We start from the raw sequence: 16670 nt of genomic DNA, 5'->3' as shown, positions 1-16670 counted from the left end.
TCACGGGTCGGGACCCGGGGCCGGGCGGCGCCTCATAGCACCTCCGGCGCTGGCCGACAGGACGCAAGGCTCAGGCGATGCGGCGACTCCCGGCGGTTTGGAAACCGTCACCGTCTCCCCTATCTGACGCATGGGCGGATCGGCCCGCGGGGGTACACAGGATGACGACCGGGACGGCCTATCTCTTGGTCGCGATCGCCGGGACGGACTGCGCCCTGCCGCGCGAGGCGGTGCGGGAGATCCTGCCCCTGCCCCGGCTGTGGCGGCCCCCGGGGGCGCCGGGGGCGCTCGCCGGCTTCCTCAACCTCGCCGGCAGCGCCGTGCCGGTGGTCGATCTCGCGGTCCTGTTCGGCCTCGGCCAGCCGGCGACGGCCCGGGCGGCGCTCTACCGCCACCTGATCCTGCTCAAGAGCGAGTCCCCCATGGCTCTGCTCGTCGACCGGGTCGCGGACGTCGTGCGGGTCGAGCAGACCCAGGTGCGGCCGATCGCCGACGCGGCGACGCTGAACGGCTGCGTCTGCACCGAGATCCGGATCGGCGAGCGGCTGGTGCACGGGCTCGCGGTCGACCGCATCCTCCTCGCCGAGGAGCGCGACCGCGTCGCGGCGCAGACCCGGGAGGCGCAGGCGCGCCTCGCCGAGTGGGCGGCCTGAACCGGACATGCGGCCCCTGAAGGGCGCGGCCCCGACCGGAGACCCGGCCTTCGCGGCACTCAAGAGCCGCCTCGTCGCCCGCACCGGCCACCATTACTACGCCGACAAGGACGACCTCCTGTGGGAGCGGGTCGGCCGGCGCATGCGCGCCCGGGACGTGCCCGATCCGGCCGGCTACCTGGCGGTGCTGGAGGGATCGGAGGGCGAGTGGGCGGCGCTCGAATCCGAGATCACCATCGGCGAGACGTTCTTCTTCCGCTACGCCGAGCAATTCGCGGCCCTGCGCGGCACGATCCTGCCCGAGCGCATCGCCGCCCGGGGCGCCGAGCGGCGGCTCCGGATCTGGAGCGCGGGCTGCTCCACCGGGCCCGAGACCTACTCGGTCGGGATCGTGCTGCACGAACTCCTCGGCGAGCGCCTGCCCGACTGGCGGATCGGGCTGACCGGCACCGACATCAATCGGGACGTGCTCGGAGTCGCCCGGCGGGCGGTCTACGGCACCTGGGCCCTGCGGACCCTCGGGGCGGAGGAGCGCGAGCGCTATTTCCGGCCCGGCCCGCGGGAGGGCACCTTTGCGCTGAAACCTGAGTTCCGCGGCCTCGCCCGGTTCGAGCCGCAGAACCTGATGAGCCTCCTGGACGGCACCGCCTCCCTGGCGCTGACCGATTACGACCTCATCCTGTGCCGCAACGTCCTGATCTACTTCCACCCGGACGTGGTGCAGGCCCTGGTGCGGGCCCTGGCGCAGCGCCTGCGGCCCGGCGGCTGGCTGCTGCTGGGCCATGCCGAGCCGAACCCGGCCTTCGCGGAATTCCTGCAAGCCGTCTCGCTGCCGGGCACCGCCGCCTATCGCCGCCCGGACGAAGGGCGGGAGGATAGGATGGCGCCGGACATAGGCCCGCCCCTGCCCGCCTGGCCGGAGCCGGTCCCGGACACAAGCTGGATGCCGCTCCTGCCCCCGACGGGGCCGGTCCCGGAGCCGGCCCGGTTCGTGCCGGCGATGCCCCCGCCCGCCCCGGTCGCCGTGCCGGAAGGCCCCGTCGCGGTGGTCCGGGCGCTCGCCGATGCCGGCGACCTGGAGGCGAGCTGGCAGGCCTGCCGGGCGGCCCTCCTGCAGGACCCGACCGATCCGCGCCTGCGCTACTACGAAGGATTGCTGGCCCGCGCCCGCGCCCGGCCGGACGAGGCGGAACGCGCCTTCCGCGGCGCGCTCTATCTCGATAAAGGTTTCGTGATGGCGCATTACCACCTCGGCCTCACCCTGATCGCCGCCGGCCGCCGCGAGGCCGGGCGGCGTGCCGTGGCCAATGCCCTGCGGCTCGCAGCAAGCCTGCCGGCCGAGGCGACCCTGCCCGAGGGCGACGGGCTCACGGCCGCCGACCTCTCCGGCGCCGCCCGGCTGCTCCTCGGCGACGAGGCCGCCTGATGCCGCAATCCGCCCTTCCCGCCGGGCCGGCCCTGCCCGGCGAGTCCGCCCTGACCGCCGCCCGGATCGAGGCGATCCTGGATTCGCGCACCCGCAGCCTCGCCACCCGCGGGACGGCGCCGGAGGCGCGGCCGACCCGGTCGCTGCTCGTCTGCCGGGCCGGCGCCGAGACGATCGGCCTGCCCCTCGACGGCGTCGCCGAGGTGTTTCCGTTCCGGCCCTGCACGAAGGTGCCGGGAGCGCCGGCCGCGCTCGTCGGCCTCACCGGGCGGGGCGGGGTGCTGGTCAGCGTAGTCGATCTCGCGGTGGCGCTGGGGACCGCGCCGGCCTCCCCGGAGGGCGCCGCCGGCCACGTCGTGCTCCTGCGCCGCGACGGTCCCCGCATCGGCCTCAGGGTCGATCGCGTCCTGTCCATGGCCGAGGCCGTGGTCGAGACCTCGGCCGAAGGGCTGGGCAGGCGGGCGGTGGCGGGCTATGCCCGCGCCGCGCTGACCGCCGACGACCATGGTGCCGACGCATCCGGCTTCGCGGTGATCGACCTCGCCTCTCTCCTGGCGCCGCTCCTCGCGGCCGAGCCCCCCGGGCCGGCCTGACCCCGCCATCCAGCCAAAGAGACTCTCTCGCGTGTCGCTCTCGATCGGGAACCGCATCCTCCTCGGCTTTTCCGCCGTCGTCCTGGTGATCGTGGCGCTCGGCGTCTACGCGGTCGGGCAGATCGGCGAGGTGCGCAACGCCACCGACATCATCGTCACCCGCGACCTGACGGTGATGCACCAGCTCGAGAACATCCGCGAGGCACAGCGCCGGATGAGCGACCTGCGCGACGAGGCGGCCACCCGCTACTATCTCCGCGCGCTCGGCCGCGAGCTGACTTCCAAGGAGGAGCCGACGGTGACCTGGCGGCGCATCGCCGCCTCCGCCGAGACGGCGCTCGCCGGCGCCATCACCACCGCCAACGACTACCGGGCGCAGTCGCTCTCGGCCGACCGCGCCGCCGCCTGGCAGCGCATCGCCGAGCTGCTGGTCGCGGCCGGGGCCGAGCTGCGCACCACCCGCACCGCCACCGAGCGCCAGTTCGAGGCGCTCAACGCCAACGACGTCCCGGCCATCCAGGCGTCCGAGACCGCCCTCGACCAGTCCGGGGAGAATTTCGTGCGCACCATGGGGGCGGCGCGCGACGCCCTCGACGGGGCGATCACCGCCGGCCAGCGCCGGGTCGGGGCGATCTACGAGGAGAGCCGGCTCTCGACCTTGGTGGCGCTCGCGATCTGCGTCGTCATGGCGGTCGTCATCACGGTGCTGATCCGCCGCTCGGTGGTGCAGCCCCTCGACGCCGTGATGGTCTTCGTCGGCAAGGTCGGCAGCGGCGACCTCACCGGCCGCATCGCCGAGACCAGCCGCGACGAGCTCGGGCGCCTGGGGGGCGTGCTCAACCAGATGGTCGAGGGCCTGCGCCAGCTCGCCAGCCAGAACCGCGCCTCGACCTCGAACCTCAACGCGGCGGCGGCCGAGATCCGCGCCTCGGCCCAGGAGCAGGCGGCGAGCGTCGAGGAGCAGTTCGCCGCCGTGCAGGAGACCGCCGCCACCGTCGACGAGATCACCCATGCCGGCGCCCAGATCGGCAAGCGCGCGCAGGAAGTGATCGCGACCGCCCAGGCCACCGCCCAGACCTCGAGCGCCGGGCTTCGCGCCGTCGACGAGACGGCGAAGGCCATGGACGCGATCCGCGAGCAGAGCGAGGCGGTGGCCGAGAACATCGTGGCGTTGAGCGAGAAGACGCAGGCGATCGGCGAGATCATCGCGACCGTCAACGACGTCTCGGAGCGCACGCATCTGCTCGCGCTCAACGCCGCCATCGAGGCGGCGGCGGCCGGCGAGAGCGGGCGCAGCTTCGCCGTGGTGGCCTCGGAGATGAAGGCGCTCGCCGACCAGGCCAAGGAGGCGACCGGCCAGGTGCGGGCCATCCTCGGCGACATCCAGCGCGGCATCAACGCCTCGGTGATGCTGACGGAGGAGGCGGTCAAGCGCGTGGCGGTCGGCAAGGAGCGCACCGACACCACCCATGCGACGATCGAGGAGATCACCGCCCGGGTGCAGGAGAGCGTGCAGACCTTCCAGCAGATCGTCGCCTCGACCAACCAGCAGCAGCTCGGCATCGAGCAGGTGATGGGCGCGCTCCAGAACATCCGCCAGGCGAGCCAGCAGACCGCCGCCGGCACCCGCCAGGTCGAGGCCGCCGCCGCCAACCTGAGCGAACTCGCGAGCGCCCTCCTGGCACTCGCCGAGCGCTACCGGCTCTGAGCGACGAAGACAGCGCCACGCCCCGATGGACGACATCCGCCAGCTCCTCCTCGCGGCCTTCGACGCCGAGCACCGCGAGCACCTCGCGGCGATCCGGGCGGCCCTCGCCGCCGCCGAGGCGGGTCGGCCGGCGGACTGGAACGACGTCTTCCGCCGCGCCCACAGCCTGAAGGGGGCGGCCCGCGCCGTCGACCTGCCGGCGGTGGAGGAGATCGCCCATCGGCTGGAGGCCCTGTTCGACCGGGTGGTGCAGGGCCGTACCGGCCTCGACCGGGCCACCGCCGGGGTGGTCGAGCTCGCCCTCGACCGGATCGAGGGGCTGGTCGCGGGCCTCGCCGAGACCCCTGAGCCGGCGGCCCCCGCCGATGCCATCGCGGCGCTCGATGCCTGCCTGTCCGGCGCGCCGGTCCCGTCCGCCGAGCCCGCATCCAGGCCCGAGCCGGAACCCAGGCCCGAGCCGAAGCCGGCACCCGAGCCCCATGACGGCGCGATCTCCTACCTGCGCATCGCCAGCGACCAAGTCGAGAGCCTGTCGAAGGCGGTGCACGACCTCACCGCCGTGCTCCAGGGCCAGGAGGCGATCGGTGGGGCGGTCACGGGGCTCGAATCCGGCGCGCGCGCCTTGCGCCGCAGCGTCGACACGGTGCAGGGGCGCACCGGCGAGATGGTGGCGCTCGCCCGCCGCCTGCGCGAGGCCGGCGACCCGGCGGGCATCGCGCTCGACGGCTTCGTCGACCGGGTGCGCCGCCTCGACGGCGACCTTCGGGCCGTGATCCGCGGCATCTCGGGCCTCGCCCGGGTGCAGAGCCGCAGCACCGGCGCGGTCGACACCGCCCTGCGGCGCCTGCGCGACGATGCCGACCGGCTGCTCCTGGTCCCGGCCGAGACGGTGTTCGGCGGCTACGGCCGGATGGTGCGGGAGATCGCCCGCGAGGCCGGATTGCCGATCGAGGTGCGGCTCAACGGCCTCGACCTCCAGGTCGATCGCGGGTTGCTGCAAGCGCTGAAGGATCCGGTGCTGCACGCCCTGCGCAACACGATCAGCCACGGAGCGGAAAGTCCCGAGGCGAGGCGGAAGGCGGGGAAGCCCGAGGCGTTGTCCGTCACCCTGTCGGTCGCCTCGAAGGGCAGCCAGCTCGTGGTGACGATCCGCGACGACGGCCGCGGCCCGGACCTCGCCCGCATCCTCGAGACCGGGCGGCGCCAGGGCCTGGTGGCGCCGGGACCTGAGCCCGGCCCGGACGAGATCCTCGACCTCGTCTTCGCCCCGGGCTTCTCCACCGCGACCGCCGTCGACCGGATCGCCGGGCGCGGCATGGGCCTGTCGGTGGTGGCGGAAGCCGCGCGGTCCCTGCGCGGCCGGGCCTCCTTACGGCCAGCGGAGCCCTCCGGCACCGACGTGGTCATCACCGTGCCGCTCTCCGCCGCGCGCCAGCCGGTGCTGCTCGTCGAGGCGGCCCTGAGGCCGGGCGAGGCGCCCCAGACCTTCGGCCTGCCGAGCGGCGCGGTCGCCGGCCTCCTGCGCCTCACCGAGCGCGACCTCGCGTCCGTCGCCGGCGAGCCGGCGGCACGGATCAAGCAGGGGGGACGGGACGTTGTCGTGCCTCTCGTCCCCCTCGCCTCGCTCCTCGGATCCGGTGTCGCTCCCCTCCCCCTCCGTGACGGCCTCGTCCGCGCCGTCCTCCTGCGCTGCGGCCCCGCGCTCAGTGCGGTCGCCGTCGACCGGCTCCTCGACGTGCGGGTGCTCCTCGTCGGCCCGGCCCCGCCTTTCGGCGGCGACCCCGAGCTGATGTCCGGCACCGTCATGCTCGCCGACGAGATGCCCGCCCTGGTGCTCGATCCGGACGGCGTGTGCGCCCGGGCGCGAACCGGCGGGCTGGTGGCCGCCGCCCCCGCGAGCACCTCGGAGCGCCGCGCGAAGCGGGTGCCGACCGTGCTGGTGGTCGACGATTCGATCACCACCCGGACCCTGGAGAAGAGCATCCTGGAGGCCCACGGCTACCGGGTCTTCGTCTGCGTCGACGGGCAGGACGCCCTCGACCGCCTGCGCCGGGATGGGGCGGACGTCGACCTCGTGGTCGCCGACGTGGAGATGCCGCGCCTCGACGGGTTCGGCCTGCTCCAGGCGGTCAAGGCCGATCCGGGCTTGACGCGGCTGCCCGTGATCCTGATGACCTCCCGCGGCGATCCCGCCGACATCCGCCGGGGCCTCGATCTCGGGGCCGACGCCTACATCACCAAGCAGAAGTTCGACCAGCGCGAGCTTCTCGACACGATCGGTCAGCTGCTGTGAGCACCCCCGTCCGCGTCATGCTGGTGGAGGATTCGCTGGTGGTGCGCCAGCTCCTCGCCCACATCGTCAGCCGCGACCCGCGGCTCGCCCTCGTCGCCGCGGTCGATTCCGGCGAGGAGGCCCTGCGCGAGATCCACCGGGTCCAGCCCGACGTGATCTCGATGGATATCCGCCTGCCGGGCATCGACGGGCTGGAGACCACCCGGCGGATCATGGCCGAGCGCCCGACCCCGATCGTGGTCGTGGCCGACGCGGTCGAGGATTCCTCGCTCAAGATCTCGATGAACGCCCTGCGGGCGGGCGCGCTCAGCGTAGTCGAGAAGCCGGTCGGCACCGGCCACCGCGCCTACGAGGCGATCGCCGACCAGATCTGCACGCAATTGCGCATCATGAGCCAGGTGCCGGTGATCCGGCGCCGGCCGATCGGCGCGGAACGCCTCACCCGCGGCGATGCACCCCGGGAGGATTTTCGAGGCACGATACCCGCGACCCAGGCGCCGAGCGTGCTGGCGGTCGCCGCCTCGACGGGGGGACCGCCCGCCTTCGCCAGGCTGCTCGGCGGCCTGCCGGCGGATTTCCCGCTCCCCGTGCTTCTCGTCCAGCACATGGGCGCGGCCTTCATGGAGGGCTTCGCCGACTGGCTGAACGGCGTCGTGCCGCTCACCGTCGTCATCGCCACCGAGGGCGTGCGGCCGCAACCCGGCCACGTCTACGTCGCGCCCGGCGACCGGCACCTGGCGCTCGGGCCCGGCGGTCTCCTGACCCTCGTCGACGAACCGCCGGTCGGCGGCCAGCGTCCTTCGGCCACCGTGCTGTTCCGCTCCGTCGCCCGCTCGGCCGGACCGCGTGGCTTCGGGGTGCTGCTGACCGGCATGGGCGAGGACGGCGCCCAAGGCCTCCTCGACATGCATCTGGCGGGAGCGGCCACCATCGCCGAGCACGAGAGCTCGGCCGTGGTCTACGGGATGCCGGCAGCGGCGGTGCGCCTCAAGGCGGCGGGCAGCGTGCTCCCCCTCGACCTGATCGCCCCGCGGATCCTGCGGGCCGTCCAGCCGGGCTTCCCGGCGTGACGGGCTCGCCCGCTTCTTCGTCCCGCATCCTGCTGGTCGAGGATTCCGAGACCCAGGCCCTGCAATTGCGCCTCTTCCTGGAGCGCAACGGCTTTGCGGTGACGCGCCACGCCACGGCGGAAGCGGCGCTCGAGGCGATGAATCACGGCCTGCCCGATCTGGTGGTGGCCGATTACCACCTGCCCGGGATGAACGGCGACGAGCTGACGCGTCAGATGCGGCTCGCCATGCGCACCCGGGCGACGCCGGTGCTGATGCTGACCGAGGCGAGCGGGCGGGACATCGAGCGACAGGGCCTGGAGAGCGGCGCCGACGCCTACGTGCCGAAATCCGCCGACCGCGACCTCCTGCTGCTGCGCATCCGGGCGCTGCTACGTGAGCGCGCCGCCGTGCCGGCGGACGAGCCGGGCCGGACGGCGAATTTCCGCCGCGCCCGCATTCTCGTCGTCGACGGCTCGGCGACCTTCCGGGCCTATCTCTCGGCGCTGCTCGGCCAGGAGGGGCACGAGGTCGTCGCCGCCGACGGGCCCGACCAGGCGATGGCGGCGCTCGAGGCCGCGGGTGAAGGCTTCGACTGCGTCACGGTGGACCTGCTGGGCACGGGATTCGACGCCATCGCGCTCTGCCGCCGGATCGACGCGCTCCGGCATGCCGCCACCGGCGCCGGGGCGCCGGGCTTCTCCCTCGTCGGGATCGGCTCGGCCGCCTCCTCCAGCAAGGACCTCTTGGTCGAGGCGTTCTCGGCCGGCGCCGACGACGTGGTGACGAAGGACGTCTCGCCGCGGGGAGCCGATGCCGATCTCCTGGCGATCCGGGTGCGCACGCTGGTGCGCCGTAAGCTCCTGGAGGAGGACGATCGCCGGGTCGCCGACGAGGTGCGCCGCCACGCGCTCGCCGCCGAGCGTGCCAAGGCCGAGGCCACCGCGGCGGAGGCGAAGGCGGCTCTCGCCGGCGCCCTGGCGCAGGCCAACCACGACCTCGAACAGGCCAATCACCGCCTCAAGGACACCCAGGCCAAGCTCGTCCAGGCCGCCAAGATGGCCTCCCTCGGCGAGTTGGTCGCCGGCATCGCCCACGAGATCAACAATCCGCTGGCCTTCATCCTGGCCCATCAGGGCACGGTCGAGCGGCTGATCGGCGAGGTGGCGGGCGCGGTGCCGGAGGGCGATCCGTCGCGGCGCGCCCTCGACAAGGCCCGCGACCGGGTCGGGTCGATGCGCCTCGGCCTGTCCCGGATCCAGGATCTCGTCGTCAACCTGCGCAAGTTCTCGCGCCTCGACGAGGGCGAGATGCAGACCGTCAACGTGCCGGACGCGATCGAGAACGTGCTGGCGCTGATCCAGCACAAGCTCGGCACGCGCATCGCCGTGCGCAAGGAGTTCGCCGGCGCGCCCGAGATCCGGTGCTCGCCGGCCCTGCTCAACCAGGTGGTGATGAACATCCTCGGCAACGCCGCCGACGCGATTCCCCATGAGGGCACCATCACGATCGAGACCGCGATCCGCGACGACCACGACGTGATCCGGATCTGCGACACCGGCCCGGGCGTGCCGGAGGATCTGCGCGAGCGTATCTTCGAGCCGTTCTTCACCACGAAGCCGGTCGGATCCGGCACCGGGCTAGGTCTCGCCATTGCCTACAGCGTCGTGCAGGCGCATAGCGGACAATTATCCGTGGAATCGTCGCCCGAGGGAGGGGCCTGCTTCGTGATCAGCATTCCGAGGCGGGCCGCATGAGCGTAGGCATGACGACCAGCGCGACGAAGCCGACTTTGCGCGGCACCATCCTGGCGGTCGACGACGAGCCGGACATCCTGGTCGCCCTCGAGGACCTGTTCGAGGACGAGTACCGGGTCATCACCACCAGCCGGCCGGCCGAGGCCCTGGAGCTGATCGCCGCCGAGCCCGACATCGACGTCATTCTCTCCGACCAGCGCATGCCGGGCCTGACCGGCGACGCCCTGCTGGCCCGGGCCCGGGAGATCTCGGACGCGCAGTCGATCCTGCTCACGGGCTATGCCGACATCTCGGCGGTGGTCTCGGCGCTCAATCGCGGCGGCATCACCGGCTATATCACCAAGCCGTGGGACCCGGCGCTGCTGCGCAACGCGGTGCGCAGCGCCTATGAGCGCCACCGCCTCGCCCGGGAACTCGCGACCGAACGCGCCCTGCTGCGCGGCCTCCTGGATCATTCGGGCGATGCGATCGCCTTCAAGGACACCGACGGTCGCTTCCTGCGCCTCAACGCCCGCATGGCGGAACGCCTGGGAGCCCCCTCGATCGAGGCCTGCCTCGGCCGCACCGAGGCGGCGATCCTCGGCCCTGCCTTGAGCTCCGCGGCGGAGGCGGCCGAGGCCGCCGACCGGTCGGCGGTCGAAGCCGGCGCGCCGACCGAGATCGTGGTCAAGGGCGGCGGCCCGGAGGGTGCGTCGGCGCCGGCCCGGGAATCCTGGAACCAGGTGACGCGGGTGCCGATCCGCGATCCCGCCGGGGCGGTGGTCCATCTCGCGGTAATCGCGCGCGACATCACCGAGCAGCGCCTGCTGGAACGACGCCTGCGCCAGGCCGACAAGATGCAGGCGCTGGGCACGCTGGCCGGCGGCGTCGCGCACGATTTCAACAACCTGCTCACGGCGATCCTCGGCAGCCTCGAACTCGCCCTGCCGAAGGTGGCGGGGGATGCCCGCCTCACGCGGCTGATGACCAATGCCGCTCAAGCCGCGCAGCGCGGCGCGGCGCTGACCAAGCGCCTCCTCACCTTCAGCCACCGCCGCGACCTCCAGGCCCGCGTCGTCGACCTCAACGCGGTGATCCGCGGCATGGACGACCTGCTCGGGCGCAGCTTGGGGGGCTTCGTGCAGGTCGAGCACGCCTTGAGCGACGATCTGTGGCCGGTGAAGGTCGATCCCGACCAGCTCGAACTCGCGATCCTCAACCTCTGCATCAACGGCCGCGACGCGATGCCCGAGGGCGGGATCGTCGCCCTCTCGACCCGCAACGAGACGGTGCGGGCCAGTTCCGATCCGAACCTGAAGCCCGGCGACTACGCGGTGATCGCGATCCGCGATACCGGCACCGGCATCCCGCCGGAAATTTTAGGGAGAGTGTTCGAGCCGTTCTTCACCACCAAGGGCGTCGGCCAGGGCACGGGGCTCGGCCTTGCCATGGTGTTCGGCCTCGTCCAGCAATCCGGCGGTACGATCCGGATCGAGAGCGAGGTCGGGCACGGCACCACGGTGCTGCTCTACCTGCCGCGCTCCCACGAGGTGGTGGAGGCGGCCCCCATCGCGGCAAGCGCCCCGGTCCCGGCGCCGCGCCGCGCCCGGATCCTGGTGGTCGACGACGATCCCCAGGTCCGCCACGTCACGGCCTCGTTCCTCAACGGCTTCGGCTACGACGAGACCGCGGTGCCGAGCGGCGAGGCGGCGCTCGAACGGCTCGCGGCCGAGCGGTTCGATCTCGTCGTCGCCGACCTGGCGATGCCCGGCATGAGCGGCCTCGACCTCGCCGAGGCGGTGCGCCGGAACTGGCCCGCCCTGCCGTTCCTGCTCGTCACCGGCCACGCCGAGGCGGCGCGGATCCCGGCGGATTTCTCGGTGCTGGAAAAGCCCTTCCCCTCCGCCGACCTGGCGGCGCGGGTGGCGGGCCTGCTCGCGCCGGGGGGCTGAATTCTTAGAACGGTGCCCGATTACGGTGTCGCACGGTACACGACACCGGCCTGAAGCTCGCCGGTCTTAGGGCTCTCCTACCCGCGACCTCATCCTGAGGTGCGAACGGAGTGAGCCTCGAAGGAGGGCTCCAGAGACCGCGCGATCCCTGGAGTCTCCTTCGAGGTCAGTCCATCGATGATGGACTGACACCTCAGGATGAGGTTGAGGGCGGGTGAGGCCCATGGCCGGCAGGTTTCCGACCATTGTCGCGTGCCGTGACGATGCCATCGGGCGCTCATCCAAGTCTTTGATTTTGCCGCATTTTCTGAGACGACCCGGCATCCGCGTCGTCGGAGAATGCTTTAGCCGCCTCATCTTCTCTCGCACCTTCGATCTAGTACGGTCGAACTAATGCGGCCGAGTGTATCGCCGGCGGCACAGCAGGTCCGGAACTGTTCGGGCTTGCGATTCATTCACGCTTGCGTCAGCAACTTTTGCTAAGTGTTGCGTGCGAGTTGCCGAACGGTCATCCCCGCCGTGCCGCAGCCCTGAGCCCGCCGACGAAGAAGCGTGACGGACATGTCCCGGACCTTGAGACCGATCAGCCAAGTCGTGATCCTGGCCGTCCTGGCCGCCGGGGCGGTCGTCGCCTACCCTTACCTGCGCCCGAGTCACCGCCAGGAGCCGATCACCGCCTTCGCGGACGTGCCGGCCCGGCTGCCCGCCGGCAAGGCCTTCACCCTCACCGCGTCCCAGCTCGCCACGGTGTCGAGCGAGCCGGTGGTCAAACGCCAGTTCTTCGAGGAGATCGCCACCGAGGGCAAGATCGGGGTCGATGAGTACCAGGCGACGCCGGTCTTCTCGCCCTATCCCGGCCGCGTCATCGCGATCTTCGCCCGCACCGGCGAGCAGGTGAAGCGCGGCCAGCCGCTGTTCTCGGTCCAGGCCAACGAGATGGTGCAGGCGCAGAACGACTACCTCGCCGCCCTCAACGTGCTGAACAAGAGCCGCTCGCAGCTCACCTTCGCGCAGGCCGCCGAGAAGCGCCAGCGCGACCTGTTCGAGACCCGGGCCACGACCTTGCGCGAATTGCAGGTGGCCCAGAACGACCTGACGTCGGCCACCAACGACAACCGCACCGCCGAGGTGGGCCTGGAGGCGGTGCGCAACCGTCTGCGCATCCTGGGGCTTCGCGACGAGGAGATGGCGGCCCTCTCGCGAGGCTCGGCGATCAACCCCGACACGCCGATCAACGCGCCGCTCAGCGGCACGATCATCCAGCGCAAGATCGGCCCGGGCCAGTATGTCGGCTCGAGCGGCGAGCCGTCCTACATCATCGGCGATCTGTCGAAGGTCTGGCTCATCGCGCAGCTGCGCGAGGCCGACGCCGCCAAGGTCGAGATCGACGAGAAGATCACCTTCCGGGTCCCGGCCCACCCGGAGAAAACCTTCGAGGGGCGGATCAACTTCATCGGCACCTCGGTCGACCCCGCGACCCGGCGCATCACCGTGCGGGCCGAGATCGACAACCGCCAGGGCCTGCTCAAGCCCGAGATGTATGCGAGCGTCCGCATCATCAACGAGCGCGAGAGCCTGTCCCACGCCGTGCCCCGCGCCGCGGTCATCCTGGAGGGCAACAAGGCCAGCGTCTGGGTGCTGCGGGCCGACAACTCGGTCGAGAGCCGGCCGGTCCGGGCCGGCATCGTCGACGGCTCGACCGTCGAGATCCTCGACGGCCTCCGGGAAGGCGAGCGGGTGATCTCCCGCGGCTCGCTCTTCATCGACCGGATGTCGACCCAGAGCTGACGCTCTTTCCCCTCGCTCCCTTCAGCATTTCGGATCAACGGCCATGACCGGCATCGTCGGCCTCGCCCTGCGCCAGCGCGCCCTCGTCGTCCTGGCCTTCGTGGCCCTGATGCTCGGCGGACTCGCGGCGTTCCAGAGCCTCAACATCGAGGCCTATCCCGACCCGACGCCGCCGATGGTGAACGTCATCACCCAGGCACCGGGCCTCTCGGGCGAGGAGATCGAGCGCTACATCACGGTACCGATCGAGGTCATCACCTCGGGGCTGCCCGACCTGAAGCAGGTCCGCACCGTCTCGCTCTACGGCCTGTCCGACGTGAAGCTGCAATTCGGCTTCGCCAACAGCTACCGCGAGGCCGAGCAGCAGGTACTCAACCGGCTGGCCCAGCTCGACACCCTGCCGAACGGCGCCAAGCCGACCATCTCGCCGGTGAGCCCGATCGGCGAGATCTTCCGCTACAAGCTCGTCGCGCCGGACGGCTACAGCGTGCTCGACCTGAAGACGCTCCAGGACTGGGTGCTGCGCAAGCGCTTCCGCGCCGTGCCGGGCGTCATCGACGTGATCGGCTGGGGCGGCAAGACCAAGACCTTCGAGATCGGCGTCGACCTCGACCGGCTGATGGCCCACGGCCTCACCCTCTCGGGCGTGGTCAAGACCCTCAACGACAGCAACCTCAATGTCGGCGGCAACCGCATCACCCTGGGTAGCCAGTCGGCGGTGGTGCGCGGCGTCGGCCTGATCCGCTCCGTCGACGATATCGGCGAGACGGTGCTGGCGCAGTCGGGCGGCGCGCCGGTCCTGGTGAAGGACGTGGCCACCATCACCATCGGCCACCAGCCGCGGCTCGGCATCGCCGGGATGAACGAGGACGACGACATCGTCCAGGGCATCGTGCTGATGCGCCGGGGCGAGCGCTCGACCCCGTCGATCGAGGCGGTGAAGGCCGAGGTCGCCAGAATCGAGGCCGCCGGCATCCTGCCGCCGGGCGTCAGGATCGAGCGCATCTACGACCGCGCCGACCTCATCGCCGTCACCACCCACACCGTGCTGCACAACATGCTGGTCGGCATCCTGCTGATCCTGGTGGTGCAGTGGCTCTTCCTCGGCAACCTGAGGAGCGCCTTGATCGTCGTGGCGACGATCCCCTTCGCGCTGTTCTTCGCCGTCATCATCCTGGTGGCGCGGGGCGAATCCGCCAACCTGCTGTCGGTCGGCGCGCTCGATTTCGGCCTGATCGTCGACGGCACGGTCATCATGGTCGAGGCGATCTTCCGCCGCCTCTCGGGCCACGGGCCGCCGCTCTCGCCGGGGCTGGCCGGGGCCAAGGGCATGCCGAGGAAGCTCGGGCTGATCGCGCTCGCCTCCTCCGACGTCAGCCGCTCGATCGTCTTCGCGGCGGTGATCATCGTTACCGGCTTCCTGCCGCTCTTCACCCTGTCGGGCGTCGAGGGCAACATCTTCGGGCCGATGGCCCAGACCTATGCCTATGCGCTCCTGGGCGGCCTCATCGCCACCTTCACGGTGACGCCGGTCCTCTCGGCCTACCTGCTGCCGGACCATATCCACGAGGTCGAGACGATCCTGGTCCGCGCCCTCGACCGGGCCTACCGGCCGGTGATCCGGGCGGCGCTGGCCCACCGCACCCTGACCTTGGGCGTCGCCGGCCTGATCTTCGCCGGCGTTGCCGTCGAGGGGCGCAATCTCGGCCTCGAATTCCTGCCCAAGCTGGAAGAAGGCAACCTCTGGATCCGCGCCACCATGCCGGCGACGATCTCGCTGGAAGAAGGCAACCTCTACGTCAACCGCATCCGCCGGGTCATCGCCGAGGTGCCGGAGGTCGAGCGGGTGGTGTCGCAGCATGGGCGGCCCGACGACGGCACCGACGCCGCCGGCTTCTTCAACGGCGAATTCTTCGCGCCGCTCAAGCCCGCCGAGCAATGGCGCGAGGGCATGTCGAAGGACGCGATGACCGGCGCCCTGCTGGAACGGCTGCGCACCGAGTTCCCGGGCGTCGAGTTCAACCTGTCGCAATACCTTCAGGACAACGTCGCCGAGGCGGTGTCGGGCATCAAGGGCGAGAACTCGTTCAAGGTGTTCGGGCCCGATCTGCAGAAGCTCACCGACGTGGCGCGGGAGGTCGAGGCGGTCCTCAAGCGCGTCCCCGGCGTCACCGATCTCGGCGTCTTCACCTCGCTCGGCCAGCCGACGGTGCAGATCAACGTCGACCGCATCCGGGCCGCCCGCTACGGTCTGACGCCGGGCGACATCAACACGACCGTCCGCACCGCGATCGGCGGCGATTCGGCGGGCGAGCTCTACGATACCGGCAGCGAGCGCCACTATCCGATCATCGTGCGGCTGGCCTCGCAGTACCGCCAGAGCGTGCGGGCCATCCGCGAATTGCGCATCGCCGGCCAGACCCAGAGCGGCGCCAACGTCCAGATCCCGCTGAACGCCGTCGCCGATGTCGAGCTGGTGTCGGGCCCCGCCTACATCTACCGCGAGGGCCAGGAGCGCTACCTGCCGGTGAAGTTCAGCGTGCGCGACCGCGACCTCGGCAGCACCATCATCGAGGCCCGGGAGCGGGTGGCGCGGGAGGTGAAGCTCCCGCCCGACTACCGGCTGGAGCTGGTCGGCGAGTTCAACAACATGCAGGGGGCGCTCGCTCGCCTCTCGGTCACGGTGCCGCTGGCGATCCTGCTGATCGCCGTGCTGCTGTTCGTGAATTTCGGATCCCTCGTCGACACACTGCTGGCGCTCTCGGTGATCCCGATGGCGGTGGCCGGCGGCGTGGTGGCGCTCGCCGTCACCGAGACGCCGTTCTCGGTCTCGGCGGCGATCGGCTTCATCGCGCTGCTCGGTATCGCGGTGATGGACGGCATCATCGTGCTCACCCACTACAACGGCCTGATCGCGCGCGGCGAGGAGCTGGAAGAGGCGATGCTGAAGACTTGTTATACCCAGATGCGCCCGGTGGTGATGACCTGCGTCGTCGCCGGCGTCGGCCTCCTGCCCGCCGCCTTCTCGGCCGGCGTCGGCTCGCAGGTGCAGAAGCCGCTGGCGCTGGTGGTGGTCGGCGGCATGAGCCTGGCGCCGATCCTGATCCTGATCATCCTGCCGGTCCTGATCCTGCTGTTCTCCCGGCGGCGGCCGGCGCCGGTCCACGTTCCGGCGGAGCCGGGTGTGCCGGCTTCGGCGGCGGTACATTGAATGGGAGGCGATCGCGTCGCCCGATCGGTGCCTGATCGCGTCGCGACACAGCACATGACGGAGATTTCTGGCGGTATCGCAAGGTCGTCCCATCTGCGACCTCATCCTGAGGTGTTAGCCGATCAAAGATCGGCTGACCTCGAAGGAGGGCTCCAGGGATCACAGCGTCCTCTGGAGCCCTCCTTCGAGGTCAGTCCATCTCCGATGAACTGACACCTCAGGATGAGGTCGCAGATGGGAAAAGGCCGATCGAAGCGGGCT

At 71.4% G+C, this 16670-nt stretch carries 10 protein-coding genes; all 10 read left to right on the top strand.

What is annotated here, in order from left to right:
- Positions 1-161: 161 nt before the first annotated feature.
- The 10 genes from AC3AOF_RS19125 to AC3AOF_RS19080 all read left to right on the top strand — a co-directional run bounded on the left by AC3AOF_RS19125 (position 162) and on the right by AC3AOF_RS19080 (position 16409).
- On the top strand, positions 162-653 hold the full coding sequence (locus AC3AOF_RS19125; RefSeq protein ID WP_488346188.1) for a chemotaxis protein CheW: 492 nt from the start codon (positions 162-164) through the stop codon (positions 651-653).
- A 7-nt stretch (positions 654-660) separates the two neighbouring features.
- A complete protein-coding gene (locus AC3AOF_RS19120) occupies positions 661-2079 on the top strand; it encodes a CheR family methyltransferase (RefSeq protein WP_488346187.1) in 1419 nt (472 codons plus the stop codon).
- Complete coding sequence (locus AC3AOF_RS19115) at positions 2079-2672, top strand: chemotaxis protein CheW (protein WP_488346186.1); 594 nt, start codon at positions 2079-2081, stop codon at positions 2670-2672. The genes AC3AOF_RS19120 and AC3AOF_RS19115 overlap by 1 nt, the downstream gene beginning before the upstream one ends.
- Positions 2673-2703: 31 nt before the next feature.
- Positions 2704-4380, top strand: coding sequence for a methyl-accepting chemotaxis protein (locus tag AC3AOF_RS19110; RefSeq protein WP_236989381.1), 1677 nt, complete (start codon positions 2704-2706; stop codon positions 4378-4380).
- Between the two features lie 25 nt (positions 4381-4405).
- Entirely contained in the window at positions 4406-6673 is a 2268-nt protein-coding gene (locus AC3AOF_RS19105) for a hybrid sensor histidine kinase/response regulator (RefSeq protein ID WP_488346185.1), read from the top strand.
- Between the two features lie 17 nt (positions 6674-6690).
- On the top strand, positions 6691-7743 hold the full coding sequence (gene cheB / locus AC3AOF_RS19100) for a chemotaxis-specific protein-glutamate methyltransferase CheB (RefSeq protein WP_236992746.1): 1053 nt from the start codon (positions 6691-6693) through the stop codon (positions 7741-7743).
- Positions 7740-9479 carry a response regulator gene (locus AC3AOF_RS19095; protein WP_488346184.1) on the top strand — a complete coding sequence of 580 codons (1740 nt, stop codon included), beginning with the start codon at positions 7740-7742 and terminating at the stop codon, positions 9477-9479. Before cheB ends, AC3AOF_RS19095 begins: the two co-directional genes overlap by 4 nt.
- An 8-nt stretch (positions 9480-9487) precedes the next feature.
- Positions 9488-11410, top strand: a complete 1923-nt coding sequence (locus AC3AOF_RS19090; RefSeq protein WP_488346183.1) for a response regulator — start codon at positions 9488-9490, stop codon at positions 11408-11410.
- Positions 11411-12004: 594 nt separating this feature from the next.
- Positions 12005-13198: an efflux RND transporter periplasmic adaptor subunit gene (locus tag AC3AOF_RS19085; RefSeq protein WP_488346182.1), complete on the top strand. Its 1194-nt coding sequence runs from the start codon at positions 12005-12007 to the stop codon at positions 13196-13198.
- A 43-nt stretch (positions 13199-13241) separates the two neighbouring features.
- Entirely contained in the window at positions 13242-16409 is a 3168-nt protein-coding gene (locus AC3AOF_RS19080; RefSeq protein ID WP_488346181.1) for an efflux RND transporter permease subunit, read from the top strand.
- The last annotated feature ends 261 nt before the right edge of the window (positions 16410-16670 follow it).

This window comes from Methylobacterium sp. 142-1Y, from assembly GCF_057747795.1.
Note: the sequence above shows the minus strand (reverse complement) of the source record. Positions and strands in the feature narration are given on the sequence as shown.